We start from the raw sequence: 17928 nt of genomic DNA, 5'->3' as shown, positions 1-17928 counted from the left end.
CAACCAAGGCCTGTTTTTTTATAAGGGCTTTAACGCAAGATGTTAGCAGATTGCTTATGCACTGATAAGCAAAGAGCAGCGTCATGCTGCTCTTTCTCGTTATGCGGCTTTTTTCGGTTCTGGGCGGAACGAGGCGATTACCTCAAGTTCGTTTTGTCTGCGGTTTGTGTAGTTAAATCGCGGAGCAAAAGATGTGCTGCGTAAACGGGAAGGACTGCGAACATTGCGCATTGGCTGAACAGTAACAGGACGCATGGTGATTCTCTCAACAGGGCGCGTCCATGGCCAAAACAAAATGAAACCGGTTAACACGGGGCTCAGTGAACCTTGGCACATTGCGACCCAGTGCGTTAGGTGGCGAGAATATCACCAATTCTGGATGTCGTCGAGGTGTGATTTATTAGTAAATCGTGAACGAAAAGTGAACACCGACACAGACTGGCGGTTAATGTCTGTTATCTGTATGGGTTTATGGTGTAATGCGTAAAAATAATCAGGACAAGCGGCTAATAAGCCCATGGTTGCGTTTGACGTGATTTGGGTTTAGAAAGCGCGGAAGAAGTATAAGGAAGGAGAGTGATATGTTGCAGGGCCAATCCCCCTATATAAATCGCAACTTATCTTACAAAATTGCAGAGACCATAGCGCGCAGTATTCTAAACGGTGAGGTGGAAGCGGGAGGTATTCTTCCGGGTGAAGTTGAACTGGGTGAAATACACAATGCCAGCCGGACTGCAGTAAGAGAGGCGATTAAAATGCTGGCGGCCAAAGGGCTGGTGCTGCCGCGCCCGCGTATTGGCACCCGTGTTTTGCCAAAGCGAAACTGGAATTACCTAGATCAGGATTTGTTGTCTTGGATTAGCTTCGAAGACAATGAGGAGCTGGTTGTTGAATATCAGCATGTCCGTCTGGCCCTGGAGCCGGAAGCGGCAGCCAGTGCTGCACTCAATGCAACAGAGGAAGATAAGGCTGAGCTTCGGGATCTGATGGCAGAAATGCATCTTTTGGGTGAGAACTTCAACCAGCTGCGCTGGGTTGAAATTGATACCCGGTTCCACCAGTTGATCTATTTTGCTTCCGGAAACCACTTCCTCAGCCCGTTTGGTAACCTGTTCCGGGCTGTGTTTGAAAAGTACTTTTTGATCATTACCCGGGACCGGGTGCTGAAGCTTGATACGCACCAGCGTATTGTTGATGGCATCATCGGTGGTGACCCGGAGAAGGCGCGGCAAGCGGTTATCGAACTGCTTACCTGAGCCTCCTAATGTGAAATCCTAAAGGGTGTCTGCCTCTTGGTATCAGGAAAGGGGCATCACCCGGTTTCTTCCCAGCTTTTTCGCTTCGTAAAGCTGCTTGTCGGCACGCTCTATCAAACTGTCTACCGGCTCGCCCGGGTTAAATTCAGCCACGCCAATCGACAGGGTCATTTTATCGACCGTGGTACCTTTTCGTCTGTCCCGGATGGTTAGCTTGGATACCGCGGAGCGGATAGAGTCAGCAATCCTGCAGGCCGTGCCAAGTTTCTTGCCAGGGATCAGAATTGCAAATTCCTCCCCACCATAACGGAAGGCCATCATGCCGTCCCGGCAACTGGATTCCAGGCGTTGGGCAACCATTTTTAAAACCTGGTCGCCGAGCCAGTGCCCGTAGTTGTCGTTGAATGACTTAAAGTGATCCAAGTCGGTCATGCAAAGGCAAAACCCGTTTTTAATGTCATGGTGGGCGGCGAAGTTGGCGAGCTCTGCGTCAAAGGCCCTGCGGTTGAGGATACCGGTAAGGCCATCGTGCAGTGCATCCTGCTGGGAACTGTTAAGTTCTTCGCGCAGGCGGGCTATTTCCTTCTGGGCATCCTTAAGCTGGGTTTTGAAATGCAAAGTGGATGAGCGGATACCCCGGGATTCTTTTACCATGTTCTTAACCAGAGCCATGGTCTCTTCAATCGACAGCCCTTCTTCCTCAACCCGTGCCAATTGGGAAAAGGTGTCTTCCAGGGTCTCCTGGAAATTGGAGGTGTCGTTGATGGTATCAGCCATAGTGCTGCCCATCTCCTGGGCCAGAGCCTGGAAGCTGCGGCGGAGTTGGTTAAAATCCCGCTCATGGTGATCAGCCAGATGATCGCGATATAAGTCTTCGCAATGGCTTGGTCCACATGTACCGTGCTCTTTTAACGTTTCGTCCATCTGAGCATTCAGTTTAGGGTGGCTGTCAGACACATAGGTATACCACAGCGCATAATTAGTCGGCGTGGTAGGAACCTTATGTTTGATCATCAGCGGTACGGCTTTTTTCAAATTCCGCGTTGATTCAACAAAGCTGTCCTTTTTCATTCGGTCTTTTCCAACAAGGTATCAGCCGGCGTGGACTGAGCAGGGTTTTCTTTTTAGTGTAGATGAATGACTATGGTTTACAGTCAGTTCATCATTTTGTGTTTTGAGTAGTTTTCTATAAGGAGTGGGGGTATTGCAAGTCCCGGTCATATGGAGAGCGAAGAGACAACCGTAAAAAAGGTAGGGATATGTCACTATTAAGACAGGCTCTGGCGAGATTTGGTATGGGTGGGGCAAAGGTCGATGCGGTATTGGATACCGAAAATCTGGTACCCGGTGAACCTGTTGATGTGTCGGTGGAAATTACCGGTGGCAGTGTGGAGCAGCAGATAGACAATATCCATATCGCCCTCTGCTGCCAGTACATGGCGCATGTCCGGGTTCGGGACAGTGGTGAGCAAGGGGATAAATACCGCTGGGAAAAACAGACCTACAAGCTGACGTCATGGACTCTTCAGGAAGCCTTTACTATCAAGCCAAGCGAACAGCGCCGTTTCAGCGTGGTGCTGGTGCTGCCGTTCAATACCCCGGTCACAGTGGGAAAAGCCAAAGTCTGGCTGGATACCCAGCTGGATGTATCCCTCGCGATTGACCCGTCTGACAGGGATATCCTGACTGTAAAGCCTGACTGCCTGATGGAGCAGGTTTTCCTGGCTGTAGAGGATATGGGGCTTCGCCTGCAGCGCGCCAAATGTGAAGAGGTAAAGGGTTTCAACCTGCCTTTTGCGCAGGAGTTTGAATTCGAACCGGTTGCCGGTCGCTATGTCGGCAAATGGAAGGAATTGGAACTGGTGGCGTGGCGTGATGAAAATGGCCTGAAACTTTGGTTTGAGATTGACCGCAAACTAAGCGGTGTTGGCGGAATGTTGATGGGGATGCTGGGAGCCGGGGAGCTCAAGCGCGAGCTTTATATTGCTTCCGGGACACCGGCGGCGGATATCCGTAACCAAGTGCAGGTCTTCCTTGACCAGAGCTCCGAGGCTTAAGGATTAAGGGACTGACCAATCAGTCTTTCCAGAATGCCGGGAAGAAGAGCACCAGGACGGTGAGGATTTCCAGGCGTCCCATCATCATGCCAACGCTGAGCAGCCACTTGGCAAGGTCAGGCAGGGTTGAGAAATTGCCGGTAGGACCGACAATGGTACCCATCCCCGGACCCACGTTGGCAACGGCGGTCATTGAAGCAGTCAGGCTGGTTACTGGGTCAAGGCCGGTCATCGCCAGTGCCATGGCAACAAACAGTATGGTAAACATAAAAGTAATGCCGAAGGCGACCACTGACCTGACGATGTCCTCGTTAACCGGGCGGCCGTTATAACGCTGGACGAAAACCCCATTGGGGTGGATAAGCTGCATGATCTGCTTTTTCAGGAGGGCAAAGGCAATCTGGAAGCGGAAGATTTTTATCCCCCCTGCCGTTGAACCTGAGCACCCGCCAATCACCAGCACAAAGGCAAAAAGCACCGATGGGAAAGGTCCCCAGGCGGTAAAGTCATCCAGGCCAAACCCGGTGGTGGTAGCGACCGATACAATGTTGAACATCGATACCCGGATGGCATCAAGCCAATAGTAGTCCCGGGTAACAGTCAGCCAAGCCGCAACTGCCAGACTTGAAATAACCACAAACATCGCAAAGCCACGAACCTGCGCATCCTGCAGGATCATCTTCAGGTTGTGTTTTTTCATCCCCTGCATCAGCAAAAGGAACGGCAGGCCGCCGGCAAACATAAAGATGGTTGCAACCCAGTGGGAACCCTTTGAGAAGCCGTTCATTGAGCTGTCAGTGGTGGAATACCCCCCGGTGGACAGGGTTGTAAAGGCATGGTTTATGGCTTCAAAGGTGTTCATGCCTGTCAGCTCAAAACCGATGATGCAAAGTGCGGTCAGGAAGACATACACCTTCATGATGCTCGCCGCTACCTGTTTGGTGCGCGGCGCACTTTTGTCCGACCAGTCTGAGGACTCTGTCTGGAAAAGGCGCATACCGCCGACGTTCAAAAACGGCAGGATAGCAACCGCCATCACAATAAAGCCAACCCCGCCCAGCCACTGCAGCAGTGAACGCCACAGCAGTATTGACGGTGCCATGTTATCGAGCCCGCTCAGCACCGTGGAGCCCGTGGTGGTGAGCCCGGACATGGTTTCGAAATAGGCATCGGTAAAGCTGATGTGGTTGATGAACACAAACGGCAATGCGGCAAAGGCACTGGCGATGGTCCAGACAAAGGTCGTGATGATAAACATGTCCCGCACACTGAGGCGGAACTCCGGTGTACGCCCGGCTGTCAGGCACAGTACTGCTACCGCATGGGTAATCAGTACAGCGGTACCAAACTCAAGAAAACCGTCGGTGCCACTGAAGAAAGCGACCAGGGTCGGGACGTACATAAAAAGGGCCAGCTTGGACAGCACCAGCCCTATTACGAAGAGAACAGGTTTTATATTAAACATGGTTACAGGAAGAACGGACTCGGTTGGAACAGACGTTCAACGTCAGGGATGTACTTCTTGTCGACCAGGAACATGACCACATGGTCATCCTGTTCGATAACAGTCCTGTCGTGGGCAATCAAAACTTCGTCGCCACGGACGATTGCACCGATGGTGGTACCCGGCGGCAGCTTGATATCGCCGATAGGGCGGCCAACAACCTTGGATGTGTTGGCGTCCCCGTGGGCAATAGCTTCAATCGCCTCTGCCGCACCGCGGCGCAGGGAGGATACATTCACGATATCCGCCTTACGGACGTGGGTAAGCAGCGCAGAAATTGTCGCTTGCTGCGGGGAGATCGCAATGTCGATAGTCCCGCCTTGTACCAGGTCCACATAGGCACCACGCTGGATAAGTACCATGACCTTCTTGGCGCCCATACGTTTTGCCAGCATGGCTGACATAATGTTGGACTCATCTTCGTTGGTCACCGCAATAAACACGTCGATCTGGTCGATGTGCTCTTCACTGAGCAATTCCTGGTCCGAGGCATCACCGCAGAATACGATGGTGTTCTCCAGCATCTCGGAAAGCTGTTCGGCGCGGGACTGGTTGCGTTCAATCAGCTTGACGCTGTAGTGCTTTTCCAGTGCACGGGCAAGGCCGCTGCCGATGTTACCACCGCCGACAATCATGATGCGTTTGTACGGGCGCTCGAGCTTTTGCAGCTCACTCATCACCGAACGGATATGGTTGCTGGCAGCGACGAAGAACACCTCATCGTCCGCTTCAATAATGGTGGTCCCTTGCGGGCGGATAGGGCGTCCCTGTCGGAAAATAGCCGCCACGCGGGTATCAATGTGCGGCATGTGCTCACGGAGGGCTGACAGCGCATTACCGACCAGCGGGCCGCCATAATAGGCTTTTACCGCAACCAGGCCGACCTTGTTGTCTGCAAACCCAACCACCTGCAGCGCGCCCGGGTATTCAATAAGCCGGAGGATATACTGGATAACCAGCTCTTCCGGGGCAATCAGGTGGTCAACCGGACAAGCGTCGGTCTGGAACAGTGAATCTTTGTTGGCCAGATATTCAGGGGAGCGGATGCGGGCAACACGGTTTGGGGTATTGAAAAGTGTGAATGCAACCTGGCAGGCAATCATGTTGGTTTCGTCTGAATTGGTGACGGAGACCAGCATGTCGGCGTCCTGGGCGCCGGCTTCCTGAAGTGTGGCCGGGTGGCTGGCATAGCCACAGACAACCCGGAGGTCGTATTTATCCTGAAGTTCCCTTAATCGCTCCGGGTCGCGGTCGACAATGGTGATGTCATTGTTTTCACCAACCAGATTCTCGGCGAGTGTTCCGCCAACCTGGCCTGCGCCCAAAATGATAATTTTCATAGTTTAGCCTGCGTTATTCTTGGTTTTTAGATACCGCGTTACACAGAATTTGGCCTGCCGGGGAGCGGCAGGCCAGTGGTTTATTTATGCCTGCTTCTTATACAGCACGGCGTAGTAGAAACCATCCATATCCAGTTCGCCCGGCATGATCTGTCGGCCGGGCTTGTCCGTTTCACCCAGTCTGAGTTCTGCGTCCGGCGTGCGTGTCAGGAAAGCTTTCATCTGCTCAGCATTTTCCTGTTGGGTAACTGAGCAGGTAGCGTAAACCAGGGTACCGCCGGTTTTCAGTTGTTGCCACATGGCATCAAGGATCTCAGATTGCAGTGCGGCAAGGGCTGCTATGTCCTCGGCGCGGCGCAGCCATTTGATGTCCGGGTGGCGGCGGATAACCCCGGTTGCTGAACAGGGTGCATCGAGCAGAATACGATCAAACTGGCCACCCTTCCACCATTTAGCAGGCTCACGCGCGTCACCGCAAACAACGTGTGCCTCCAGTTTCAGGCGTTTGAGGTTGTCGTATACCCGGCTCAGGCGCTGCTCATCGGCATCAATGGCGACCACTTCTGCGGTTGGCTGACGCTCGAGGATATGGGCAGTTTTACCCCCCGGGGCGGCGCAACAATCAAGGATGAGTTCATTTTCCTGCGGGTCGAGGTACTCTACGCTGAGCTGCGCTGCAGCATCCTGGACCGATACCCAACCGTCAGCAAAGCCTGGCAACATGTTTACATCACAAGGCTTGGACAGTTTGAGGGCATCGGTGGCCTGAGGGTGGATTTCTGCCTCAATACCGGCTTCTTCCAGCAGTTCCAGGTAGCTGTCACGGCTGTGGTGACGGCGGTTTACCCGCAGCCACATCGGTGCCCGGCTGTTGTTGGCTTCCACTCCGGCTTCCCAGTTGTCACCAAAGCTCTCTTTGAGTAATTTGAGCAGCCAGCCAGGGTGGCCGTACTTGCCCGCATCGTGGCTTACAGCTTCTGCATCCAGTGTTTCCTGGTTGCGCTGGTAGTTACGCAGTACCGCGTTAATCAGCCCACGAAGCTGGGGTTTGCGCAGCTCCTTGGTGGCATTTACCGTTTCACCTACGGCGGCGTGCGCTGGGATACGCATGTAGGCCAACTGGTACAGGCCGACCAGGATCAGGTGGTGGAATACCCGCTGTTTGCCGGTCAAAGGCTTTTCCATCAAGGCTCGGGCAATGCTTTCCAGGCGGGGAAGCCAGCGCAGGATGCCGTAGCAGATTTCCTGCAACAGGGCCTGGTCGCGTGGCGCTACCTGTTTTTGTGCAGCAGGCAAAGCCTGGGAAAGGGACTGGCCTTTGTCGACAACCTGGTAAATCACCTGGGCGGCAGCAGCTCTTACGTTCATGGTAAAACCCTTGTAAATCAGAAAGCCAGCCGGTGAGGGCTGGCTGGAGAGGCCGGATGGTCCGGCCGGTTAGATGTCGAGGCTATCAGGCCAGCGTCTGGCCCGGCTCAAACCACTCGCGGCGCGAGTTCAGCAGTTCGTGAGCCTGCATGGCTTTTTTGCCCGGTGGTTGCAGGCTGGTCATCACCAGAGTGCCGTTGCCGGTAGCCACTTCTATGCCTTTTTTGTCAGCTGCGATAATGGTGCCAGGGGCTTGGTCGGTAGCCTCAGTTTTCACAGTGGCTTTCCACACCTTGACGTTTTGCTCGCTGACTTCGAAATAGCTCATCGGCCATGGGTTGAAGGCACGGATGCAACGCTCGATGGCGGCCGCGTCCATGGTCCAGTCAATGCGGGCTTCTTCTTTGCTGAGTTTCTTGGCGTAGGTTGCCAGTTCATCATCCTGCTTGGTGGCAGTTGCAGAGCCGTCAGCGATGGTTGCCAGGGTATCGACAAGGGCCTGTGGGCCGAGGTCTGCCAAACGCTCATAAAGGGTCGCACTGGTTTCGTCTGCAGCAATTTGCAGCGTAGCAATGCTGAGCATGTCGCCGGTATCCAGCCCTTCGTCCATCTGCATGATGGTCACACCGGTTTCTGCATCACCGGCCCAGATTGAACGCTGGATAGGGGCTGCACCGCGCCATTTTGGCAGGATAGAGCCGTGTACATTGATACAACCCAGGCGAGGGGCGTCCAGTACGGCTTTTGGCAGCAGCAGGCCGTAGGCAACCACGACCATCAGGTCTGCGTTCAACGCTGCCAGCTCAAGCTGTGCGCTTTCATCACGTAAGGTTGCAGGCTGGTAAACCGGGATATTGTTTTCCAGTGCCAGCTCTTTTACCGGGCTGGCAGTCAGTTTTTTACCGCGGCCCGCCGGACGGTCAGGCTGGGTATAAACAGCAATGATTTCATGCTCTGAAGACAACAACGCCGCCAAATGGCGGGCGGCGAAGTCAGGCGTCCCGGCAAAAATCAGTCTAAGTGGTTTGCTCAAGGGAACCTCGGGAATCAGTCAGTGTATTTCGCGTCCTGACGCTTCATTTTTTCCAGTTTCTGTTTGATGCGCTGGCGCTTCAGTGGCGACAGGTAATCAACGAACAGCTTGCCGGCCAGGTGGTCAAGCTCGTGCTGGATACAGATAGCCAGCAGGTCGTCCGCTTCAAGGGTGAATTCTTTTCCTTCGCGGTCGAGCGCTTTGACAGTGACTTCTGCTGCGCGAGACACCAAGGCACGGGCGCCAGGAACAGACAGGCAGCCTTCTTCAATGCCGTCTTCACCACGCTTTTCGATGATTTCCGGGTTGATCAGCACCAGTGGCTGGTCGCGGGTTTCCGAGATGTCGATCACCACCAGACGCTTATGGAAATCCACCTGGGTTGCTGCCAGGCCGATACCTTCTTCGTCGTACATTGTCTCCAGCATGTCATCAATCTGTTGCTGGAGTTCTGGGGTGAATTCTTCAATCGGCTGTGCCACAGTGCGCAGGCGATCATCCGGGAAAGTTAGTACTGGTAATAGCGCCATAGTTACTCGTAAATGTTGAACTGTGCCGAAACTGGACAAATGTCATCCGGCTAATTCTAGACATTTTAGTACGCAATTGACAGCATCCGTTCAGGTATCTCACAGGGAAGATAAACCATGAGACGTGCGCTGTTGGCCCTTCTGGCCGGCTCTATGTCTTTTTTTGCGTCGGCACAACTGGTTCTCAAAGACGACCATCCCACCCAGTATCAGGTTAAAAAAGGCGATACGCTTTGGGACATTTCCGCCACCTTTTTGCAAAGCCCGTGGCTATGGCCGCGCTTGTGGCAGGCAAATCCGGACATTGATAACCCGCACCTGATTTACCCCGGGGATATCCTGCGTCTTATCTGGGTTGATGGTGAGCCACGGTTGACCAGAAAGCCTGTGAAAAAGCTTTCCCCGACTGCCAAAATAGTAGAGCTCAAGCCGGTCAGTGCTGCCGATGACACCCTGCTTTTGCCTTTCCTCAACCAGGATATCCTGGTCGACAACAAGGAGCTGGCTGAGTTGCCGAAGGTCATTGGTGCATCCAGCGGGCGTATTTATCTTTCATCTTCTGATGATGTGTATGTCAACAAGGTGCTGGACGGCAGAACCAGCTGGCGAATTTACCGCCTTGGCCCGCAGTTTACCCGCAGTGACAAAACGGAAGAGGGTGAGGAAAAAGCCACGCCGGAGATAATGACCAGCCTGGTATTGGTGGCAGAAGCCAACGTAAGCGGTGAGTCGGACGGTATCAGTCTTCTGCGCCTTACCAGCCAGAAGCGGGAAATCCAGCCCAATGACATAGTTCTTCCAGTGATGATCCCGGGAACTGCCGGCCGCTTTGCGCCGACACCGGCGCCAAAGAAAACCGACGCTTCCATATTGGGCCACCCCTACGGCAGCAAATACATTGGGCTCGATCAAGTGGTGGTGCTGGACAGGGGCCGGGATGATGGACTGGTTCCAGGCCATACCCTGTTGCTTTCTGAACCTGGAGCCAAGGTTCGCGACAAAGATGGCGAGTACTCTTACGGTGAAGCAGCGTCGCGCAGTGATGAGGAAACCATCACCCTGCCAGACGTGAAGGTTGGCAGCATGATGGTGATTCGTGCCTATGCCAAGTTCAGCCTTGCTCTGGTGATGGAAGCAACCACCCCTGTCCACGCCGGTATGGTCTTGAAAACCCCAAACAGTGAAAGCAGTTAAATGACCGGCACACTCTCAGCCTGGCTGATTCTTGTAAACACTCCCAGGCTGGGGGGAAATCGGCTTAGCAAGCTGCTAAGCCACGCCCCTGCAGAAAAATTGGTTGCCCGGTCCCGAGAAGAGTTAATGGCTCTGGGTTTGAAAGCGGATCAGGCAGATACCATCAAACACCCTGACAGATATTTACTGGATCGCTGCCTGAGCTGGGCAGCAGTCCCTGGGCAAGCCATCCTTACCCTTGATCACCCTGCTTATCCACATTTATTGAGGGAGATCCCGTCGCCACCACCGGTTCTCTTTATCCGGGGAGACCTCGAAAAGCTGTCCCTCCCGCAGATTGCGATTGTCGGCAGCCGGCATGCGAGCATGGAAGGGATGCGCCATGCCGGGGAGTTCGCTGCGGGTTTTGTCGCTGCTGATTATGCGGTAACCAGCGGGCTGGCACTTGGCATTGATGGTAAAGCCCATGCCGGGGCGCTGGATGCGGGAGGGAGCACAGTCGCTGTATTGGGATCCGGACTGGACAATGTCTATCCGGCCCGTCATAAAGGGTTGGCAGCCCGAATCGTTGAAAATGGTGCCCTGGTTTCTGAGTTCTGGCCGTGGGCAAAACCCCGTCCGGAGTTTTTCCCTCGCCGCAACCGGATTATCAGCGGACTTTCTACCGGGGTACTGATTGTTGAAGCCGCAGAAAAAAGTGGCTCCTTAATTACCGCCCGTTATGCGATGGAACAAAACCGTGATGTCTTTGCTTTGCCCGGCCCTATACACTCCCCCGGCTGCCGCGGGACCAATACCCTGATAAAAAACGGTGCTTTCCTGGTGGATTCCCCGGAGGACATCGTTGGTGAGTTGGGGGTGATCACCCAGTGGTCAAGAAATGCGCACTCGGACCTGTTTACAACACAACATATGGACGAGGAATTGCCATTTTCCGATCTGTTAGCTAACGTAGGAGATAAGGCAACGTGTGTTGATGTACTTGCCGAACGCTGCGATTTACCGGTCCATGAGGTCATGATGCAGTTGACCGATCTTGAACTACTGGGGCTTGTTTCCGCAGTGCCCGGTGGCTATGTCAGAGTGAGGAGGGGCTAGCCATGATGGACATTCTTATGTACCTGTTCGAAACCTATATCCATAGTGACGTGGAACTTCAGGTTGATCAGGAAGAACTCTCTGATGAATTGCTCAGAGCCGGGTTCCACCAAGAGGATATCCACAAAGCCCTTCGTTGGTTAGAAAAGTTGGCATGGTTGCAAGATACCGAACAGCAGCCTTACCTGTCAGGACATGCCCTTAATTCTGTTCGAATCTATACACCGCAGGAGATGGCCCGCCTTGATACTGAAGCGCGTGGCTTTCTGATGCTGCTTGAACAGATGAAAGTTCTGACCCCTGAAACCCGGGAAATGGTAATAGACCGGGTGATGGAACTTGAAACGCCGGAATTTGAACTGGAAGACCTTAAATGGGTGGTGCTGATGGTACTGTTCAACGTACCCGGCCACGAAAGTGCCTACAACCAGATGGAAGAGCTGTTTTATGAAGTCGGTGAGGGCTTCGTACACTGATTCCTGTTATCAGCCAAGGACTTGAGACAAACGGCAGATCACCTGCCGTTTTTTGTATGTGCCATGAACGGAAAAATTGATAAATCCTTATTCAGTGTCCACGAGCATGCCCTTGATAACGGCCGGTCATGCGAAAAGTGCGGCAGCCCGATGGTGATGAAAAATGGCAAGCATGGCCCGTTTCTCGGGTGCAGCCGTTACCCGGACTGTGACTTTATTCTGGCTCTGCACCAACACGACGGACATATCGTAAAAGAACTTGGTGTTCCCTGTCCGGAGTGCGGGCATGAGCTTGTTCTTCGCCAGGGGCGTTACGGTATGTTCATAGGTTGTTCGGACTATCCGAACTGCCAGCATATTGAACGGCAGGAGCCGGAAGAAGATACAGAGATCCCCTGCCCGGAATGCAGGAAAGGGCATCTTGTCGAGCGCCAATCCCGCTATGGGAAGACGTTCTGGGCCTGTAACAGTTACCCCAACTGCCGCTTTGCAGTGAACTTGGAGCCGGTGAGCGGACACTGTGAAGTTTGTGGTTTTCCGCTGTTGGTAAAAAAGAAACTGGCCAGTGGGGCCAAGCTGTTGTGTGCCAGCAAAAGCTGCCAGCAAGAACAAAAAGAAGAGAAGCCGGCGTGATGCCAGCTTCTTTTTTTAAGAGCCTGCAATGCTACCCGGCTAGCTTCCTGGCGCTGGCCGCAACAGCTTCACGGGCATGTGCCGGAGCCAGAGGCGCAACCGCATCCAGTACCTGACCTAAACCGATCAGGGTGTTGGCGCACAGGTTAATGTGCCCCATTTTGCGCCCAGTACGTTTTTCCTTTCCATACCAGTGCACATGCCCCATGGTGTAAACCGCTTCCGGCAGGGTATCTTCACCAAGGATATTTACCATCGCGGTTGGGCGGAGCAGGGTTGTACGACCTAAAGGCATGCCGGTTACTGCCCTCAGGTGGTTCTCAAACTGGCAGGTTTCGGCACCCTGCTGGCTCCAGTGGCCGGAGTTATGAACCCGGGGGGCGATCTCATTGACCAGCAGTTTTTCTCCCACCACAAAGAACTCAATGGCAAGGACACCGACGTAATCCAGTGCTTCGGCGACCGCACGGAACATTGCCTTGGCCTGTGCCTGCAATTCCATAGGCTGGTTTCCGGCCACTGAAACATTCAGTACTCCATCCACATGGGTGTTTTCTGTCAGCGGGTAGACTTCCAGCTCTCCGGACATGTTGCGTACGCCAATCAGGGAGACTTCATAATCGAAGGGTACAAACGCTTCGGCAACAATGGACTGGTCGCCTTTTGCCGCTGCAAGAAACGCCGCAATTTCCTGCCAAACGGGTTCTTTCTGGTCTTCTGATTTGAGGCGCCACTGGCCTTTGCCGTCATAGCCGTCTTTGGCGCTTTTCAGGACCATAGGCAAACCGACTTTGGCGACAGCCCGGTCGAAATCTTCCCGGTTGTTTACAACCTCATAGGTTGCGTTGGCAACACCGGCTTTATCCAGCAGGGATTTTTCAATCCGGCGGTCGCCCCCGGTTTTGATTGCCTGTGCAGAAGGGTGTAACTTCCCACTCGCTTCGCACTGGTCAAGAATGGCGTGAGGGATATGTTCAAATTCAGCGGTAATGATCTGCGCTGATGCGATGGCATTTCCCAATCCATGACCGAGTGCGGTCTTGGTCAGCGGGTGGACGATGTCTTCACTTACCACATCATACGCACTGACCTCGATACCCAACGGGGCACCGGCCAGAGACATCATACGTGCCAGTTGCCCGGCACCAAGGACCAGTACTTTCATTACGCCTCCACCGATGGATCCGGGTTGGCAAGGACGGTGTCAGTCTGGTTCTGGCGAAAAGTGTCAATGGCTTCCATCAGTTCCGGGTTCGACGTTGCCAGAATCTGGGCTGCCAGCAGACCGGCATTGGCTGCACCGGCATCACCGATAGCCAGAGTGCCTACAGCGACCCCTTTGGGCATCTGGACAATTGACAGCAGGGAGTCCATGCCTTTCAGTGCACGGGATTGTACCGGTACGCCAAGAACAGGCAGGCTGGTGAAGGCGGCAGTCATTCCTGGCAGGTGTGCTGCACCGCCGGCACCGGCAATAATCACCTTAATACCACGGGACGCGGCTGAGCTGGCATATTCAGCCAGAAGCTGCGGGGTACGGTGGGCTGAAACTACCTTGGTTTCATATTTCACCCCGAAATGGTCCAGCATGTCTGCTGCATTTTTCATGGTTGGCCAGTCCGATTTGGATCCCATGATAATTCCGACTTCCATCGTTTCGTCCCTTACACTTCATGAAAAAATCTGGCGGCATTATAACGGCTATTATTGGCAAGGAAAACGTTTGCGTCAGTTCAAGATACCCAGTGTTCCCTACTTTCTCATAGCTTGTTACAAACCTCATTTGCCTGCCAATGCTTATCCGTTATCCTTGCCACCATAACAAAGGTGAATGGATTGAGAATATTGTGGCCAATATTGAACAAGTCTGTGATGCGCTGAATACCGGCGGCGTTATTGCGTACCCGACAGAGGGGGTTTTTGGCGTCGGCTGTGATCCTGACAGCCCGGCAGCCATACAAGCTCTGCTTGAACTGAAACAGCGTCCCAAACATAAGGGGATGATCCTGATTGCTGCCTCTGTCGAGCAGCTTGAACCCTATATTGACCTGAATACCCTTACTCCCGAAATCCGGGAGGAAATCCTGGCCAGCTGGCCTGGGCCGGTTACCTGGGTGGTGCCCAAGCGAGAAGGGGTTTCTGACTGGGTTACCGGTGAATTTGACTCCATTGCCGTAAGGGTGACTGATCACCCACTGGTGCGTCAGCTTTGCTCTGTATACGGCAAACCTCTGACTTCAACCAGCGCCAACTTATCCGGCCAACCGCCTTGCATGACAACCTCAGAAGTGAGACAACAGTTGGGAGAAAGGCTGTCCGCTATCCTTGAAGGGGAAACCGGCGGGCGGGTAAAACCTACTGAAATCCGTGATGCAATGTCTGGTAAAGTGTTGCGTCAGGGATAAAAGCAGATATAAGGATACGGTGTGGAAAACGTCGATAAGTCAGCCGTTAAAGCGTTTTTACTTCAACTTCAGGACACCATTTGCCAGGGGCTTGAAGAAGCCGACGGCGCAGCTAAATTTGTCGAAGACAGCTGGACACGCGCCGAAGGTGGCGGTGGACGCAGCCGGGTTCTCCGTGATGGCGCAGTCATTGAGCAGGGGGGCGTTAATTTCTCCCATGTGTTCGGCGAAAAAATGCCAGCTTCTGCAACGGCGCACCGGCCTGAGCTGGCAGGCAGACGTTTTGAAGCGATGGGCGTTTCCCTCGTTATCCACCCCAAAAATCCTTACGTACCCACTTCCCATGCCAACGTCCGTTTCTTTATTGCTGAGAAAGAGGGGGAGCCGCCGGTCTGGTGGTTTGGTGGTGGTTTCGACCTGACTCCTTTCTATCCTTTCGAGGAAGACTGCCTGCATTGGCACCAGGTGGCCAAAGATCTCTGCGCCCCGTTTGGTGAGAATGTTTATGCCGAGCACAAAGCATGGTGTGATAAGTATTTCTTCCTGCCTCACCGCAATGAAACCCGGGGTGTCGGAGGTTTGTTCTTTGATGATCTCAACCAATGGGGCTTTGACAAATCCTTCGCCTATATAAAAGCCGTTGGGCAAGGGTACCTTGACGGTTACCTTCCGGTTATTGCCAGGCGTAAAGAGACAGAATACGGTGAGCAGGAAAGGAATTTCCAACTCTACCGCCGCGGCCGCTACGTGGAGTTCAATCTGGTTTATGACCGTGGGACACTGTTCGGTCTGCAAAGTGGCGGCCGTACAGAATCCATCCTGATGTCCATGCCGCCGCTTGCCCGCTGGGAATACAGCTGGACGCCGGAGCCGGGCAGTGCTGAAGCACGCCTGTATGATGAATATCTTAAGCCAAGGGAATGGTGAGTACAGTTATGACCGATAGATATGCAGTAGTGGGAAACCCGCTAAGCCATACAAAATCTCCGTTTATTCATACATTGTTTGCCCGTCAGACGGGGCAGGATTTAGTGTATGAAGCTATTGAAGCTCCCAAAGATGGTTTTGTTGAATGTATTGAGACATTTTTTTCTGAAGGCGGAAAAGGGTGCAGCATTACGGTTCCATTCAAAGAAGAGGCATACCGCTTTGCCACTCAACTGACGGAGCGAGCAAAGCAGGCCGGTGCGGTAAACACCCTTAAAAAGCTGGATGATGGTGGGGTGCTTGGGGACAACACTGACGGTGAAGGCTTGGTGCAGGACCTGTTGCAAAACCAGGTTTGTCTGGAAGGTGCCCGGATACTGTTGGTGGGTGCCGGTGGCGCGGCGCGGGGAGTGATCCTCCCATTGTTGAACCAGAAGCCGGCGTCATTGGTTATTGCTAACCGTACCCAGGAAAAGGCTGAAAGGCTTCAGTCGGTGTTTTCAGACTTTGGACCTGTTTCTTCGATGTCCCTTGCTGAGACGGCCGGTCAGTCTTTCGATGTCATTATCAATTCTACCTCTGCCAGCCTTTCCGGCGATACGCCAGGGCTGCCCGAAGCCGTTGTTCAACCGCAGGCTGTGTTTTATGACATGGTTTATGGAAGCGGGCTGACCTCATCGAACCAGTGGGCTTTAGAGCAGGGCGCTGGGAAAGTATTGGATGGGCTGGGGATGCTTGTCGGCCAGGCTGCAGAGAGCTTTACCATTTGGCGTGGTTTACGCCCCGGTACCAAACAGGTTCTCCGGGAGTTGCGCCGGAATCTTGGAGGTTAAATGAACCAGAATATCTTGTTCCCGGATGTGCAGACCTGGCATGCGGAGCAAGGGCAGGTGGAATTCCCGGCTCAACAGGCGGGAGCCCTCATCACCTGTTTCGTTTCTAAACAGTGGCTGGAAACTGCCATCGGTCACAGCCTGGATGATGAAACGGCAGTTTTGGCTGCTTTTGCCAACTGCCGTTTTGATCTGGAAGATATTGCTGAAGGTGCCATTGAGGACGAAAACTTCAATACCGAAGGCTGTATTGAGATCCGTTAGCGGTTTTCTGCAAGGTAGTCATTCTTCAGGTTGACGTAATTGATGGATGATTGCTTCAAAAAGGCGCGTTCTTCTTCCTTTAGCGGGCGCGCTTGCTTCACTGGACTGCCGACATATAGATAGCCGCTTTCCAGCTTCTTCCCCGGTGGTACCAGACTGCCCGCACCAACGATGACATCGTCTGCCACTTCAGCCCCATCCAGAATGATTGCCCCCATACCCACAAGGACACGGTTGCCAACAGTGCAGCCATGGAGCATTGCCTTGTGACCGACTGTGACGTCCTCTCCAATAATCAGCGGGTGCCCGGTAGGGGCTTCCGGTCCCACTCGGGTGACATGCAAGACAGAGCCGTCCTGGATATTGGTTCTTGCACCGATACGAATAATATTGACGTCTCCCCGGGCCGCAACCAATGGCCAGATGCTGACATCCGCTCCCAGTTCAATGTCGCCTATCAGCGCGGACATAGGGTCGACATATACATCTTTGCCTAGAACAGGTGTCTTACCTTTATATGGGCGTAATGAGAGGCTCATTCTCTATTCCTTTATATATGTAGGGATCTATCAAGCCTATATTGAGTATGAAAAGTGTGCAATACATGCCTTTTTGACTACTTTGCAGTCAAACAGTCACGAAGGCCGGATTTTTCTCAAAAAAGGGCTTGCCAATGTGATCGCGATCTCTATAATGCGTCCTCACCGACACGGCGGACAGGCAACGACTTCGCAGTGACGGGAAGGCTCCGGGAGCTTTCAAAAACAAGTTGAGAACAACTGCTTGACAGGGTTTTGGATTTGTTTAGAATGGCCGCCCGCTTCAACGCAAAACCTTCGGGTTGGCGGTTGAGGGAAGTCAAAAAGAGACTTTGAAAATACTTCAGATTTTCTTCTTGACTTTGGGTTGGAGGCGAGTAAGATACGCAGCCTCGACATTCAGCGGCAACGCTGACAAGTCAACGCTCTTTAACAATTTGACCATGCAATCTGTGTGGGCACTCGTTGAAA

The 17928-nt window shown here is 53.3% G+C and carries 19 protein-coding genes; 10 read left to right on the top strand and 9 right to left on the bottom strand.

Annotated features, from left to right (window positions below):
* Positions 1-581 precede the first annotated feature (581 nt).
* A complete protein-coding gene (locus NF212_RS17025; RefSeq protein ID WP_434357663.1) occupies positions 582-1256 on the top strand; it encodes a FadR/GntR family transcriptional regulator in 675 nt (224 codons plus the stop codon).
* Between the two features lie 42 nt (positions 1257-1298).
* Here the strand turns inward: NF212_RS17025 and NF212_RS17020 are convergent, their stop codons facing one another.
* A complete protein-coding gene (locus NF212_RS17020) occupies positions 1299-2327 on the bottom strand; it encodes a GGDEF domain-containing protein (protein WP_434357661.1) in 1029 nt (342 codons plus the stop codon).
* Positions 2328-2515: 188 nt separating this feature from the next.
* Here NF212_RS17020 and NF212_RS17015 point away from each other — a divergent pair, with 188 nt between their 5' ends.
* A complete protein-coding gene (locus NF212_RS17015) occupies positions 2516-3313 on the top strand; it encodes a sporulation protein (protein ID WP_434357659.1) in 798 nt (265 codons plus the stop codon).
* Between the two features lie 19 nt (positions 3314-3332).
* Here NF212_RS17015 and NF212_RS17010 read toward each other — a convergent pair whose 3' ends face one another.
* The 5 genes from NF212_RS17010 to def form a co-directional block, all read right to left on the bottom strand.
* Positions 3333-4778 carry a TrkH family potassium uptake protein gene (locus NF212_RS17010; RefSeq protein ID WP_434357657.1) on the bottom strand — a complete coding sequence of 482 codons (1446 nt, stop codon included), beginning with the start codon at positions 4776-4778 and terminating at the stop codon, positions 3333-3335.
* A gap of 2 nt (positions 4779-4780) precedes the next feature.
* A complete protein-coding gene (gene trkA / locus NF212_RS17005) occupies positions 4781-6157 on the bottom strand; it encodes a Trk system potassium transporter TrkA (RefSeq protein WP_434357655.1) in 1377 nt (458 codons plus the stop codon).
* A gap of 84 nt (positions 6158-6241) precedes the next feature.
* Positions 6242-7525 (bottom strand): 16S rRNA (cytosine(967)-C(5))-methyltransferase RsmB, encoded by a 1284-nt coding sequence (gene rsmB, locus NF212_RS17000; RefSeq protein ID WP_434357653.1) that lies wholly within the window; start codon positions 7523-7525, stop codon positions 6242-6244.
* 85 nt (positions 7526-7610) lie between these two features.
* Positions 7611-8558, bottom strand: a complete 948-nt coding sequence (gene fmt / locus NF212_RS16995) for a methionyl-tRNA formyltransferase (RefSeq protein WP_434357651.1) — start codon at positions 8556-8558, stop codon at positions 7611-7613.
* Positions 8559-8572: 14 nt separating this feature from the next.
* Positions 8573-9088, bottom strand: coding sequence for a peptide deformylase (gene def, locus NF212_RS16990; protein ID WP_434357649.1), 516 nt, complete (start codon positions 9086-9088; stop codon positions 8573-8575).
* Positions 9089-9205: 117 nt separating this feature from the next.
* On the opposite strand from def, the gene NF212_RS16985 reads away from it, so the two are divergent.
* From NF212_RS16985 to NF212_RS16970, 4 genes are all read left to right on the top strand, one after another.
* Positions 9206-10282 (top strand): LysM peptidoglycan-binding domain-containing protein, encoded by a 1077-nt coding sequence (locus tag NF212_RS16985; protein WP_434357647.1) that lies wholly within the window; start codon positions 9206-9208, stop codon positions 10280-10282.
* A complete protein-coding gene (gene dprA, locus NF212_RS16980; protein WP_434357645.1) occupies positions 10283-11380 on the top strand; it encodes a DNA-processing protein DprA in 1098 nt (365 codons plus the stop codon).
* 2 nt (positions 11381-11382) lie between these two features.
* Positions 11383-11856: a DUF494 family protein gene (locus NF212_RS16975; protein ID WP_434357643.1), complete on the top strand. Its 474-nt coding sequence runs from the start codon at positions 11383-11385 to the stop codon at positions 11854-11856.
* Positions 11857-11919: 63 nt separating this feature from the next.
* Positions 11920-12489, top strand: coding sequence for a topoisomerase DNA-binding C4 zinc finger domain-containing protein (locus NF212_RS16970; protein ID WP_434357641.1), 570 nt, complete (start codon positions 11920-11922; stop codon positions 12487-12489).
* Between the two features lie 31 nt (positions 12490-12520).
* Here the strand turns inward: NF212_RS16970 and NF212_RS16965 are convergent, their stop codons facing one another.
* The gene (locus tag NF212_RS16965) at positions 12521-13654 is read right to left on the bottom strand and encodes a 5-(carboxyamino)imidazole ribonucleotide synthase (RefSeq protein WP_434357639.1); all 1134 of its coding nucleotides are present in this window, start codon (positions 13652-13654) and stop codon (positions 12521-12523) included.
* Positions 13654-14142: a 5-(carboxyamino)imidazole ribonucleotide mutase gene (gene purE / locus NF212_RS16960; RefSeq protein ID WP_434357637.1), complete on the bottom strand. Its 489-nt coding sequence runs from the start codon at positions 14140-14142 to the stop codon at positions 13654-13656. Before purE ends, NF212_RS16965 begins: the two co-directional genes overlap by 1 nt.
* A 194-nt stretch (positions 14143-14336) precedes the next feature.
* Here purE and NF212_RS16955 point away from each other — a divergent pair, with 194 nt between their 5' ends.
* From NF212_RS16955 to NF212_RS16940, 4 genes are read left to right on the top strand one after another with little or no spacing between them, the layout of a single operon-like run.
* Positions 14337-14894 (top strand): L-threonylcarbamoyladenylate synthase, encoded by a 558-nt coding sequence (locus NF212_RS16955; RefSeq protein WP_434357635.1) that lies wholly within the window; start codon positions 14337-14339, stop codon positions 14892-14894.
* A gap of 21 nt (positions 14895-14915) precedes the next feature.
* Positions 14916-15821, top strand: coding sequence for an oxygen-dependent coproporphyrinogen oxidase (gene hemF, locus NF212_RS16950; RefSeq protein WP_434357633.1), 906 nt, complete (start codon positions 14916-14918; stop codon positions 15819-15821).
* Entirely contained in the window at positions 15815-16654 is an 840-nt protein-coding gene (gene aroE / locus NF212_RS16945; RefSeq protein WP_434357631.1) for a shikimate dehydrogenase, read from the top strand. Before hemF ends, aroE begins: the two co-directional genes overlap by 7 nt.
* On the top strand, positions 16655-16918 hold the full coding sequence (locus NF212_RS16940; RefSeq protein ID WP_434357629.1) for a DUF1488 domain-containing protein: 264 nt from the start codon (positions 16655-16657) through the stop codon (positions 16916-16918).
* On the opposite strand, the gene NF212_RS16935 is transcribed toward NF212_RS16940, so the two are convergent.
* Positions 16915-17457, bottom strand: a complete 543-nt coding sequence (locus NF212_RS16935) for a gamma carbonic anhydrase family protein (RefSeq protein WP_054674534.1) — start codon at positions 17455-17457, stop codon at positions 16915-16917. The two genes, NF212_RS16940 and NF212_RS16935, sit on opposite strands and share 4 nt — an antisense overlap.
* Positions 17458-17928: the final 471 nt, after the last annotated feature.

Origin of the sequence: Parasalinivibrio latis, assembly GCF_036825535.1 — a bacterium.
Taxonomy (GTDB): Bacteria; Pseudomonadota; Gammaproteobacteria; order Enterobacterales; family Vibrionaceae; genus Parasalinivibrio; species Parasalinivibrio latis.
This window is presented reverse-complemented; position numbering and strand designations above follow the sequence as displayed.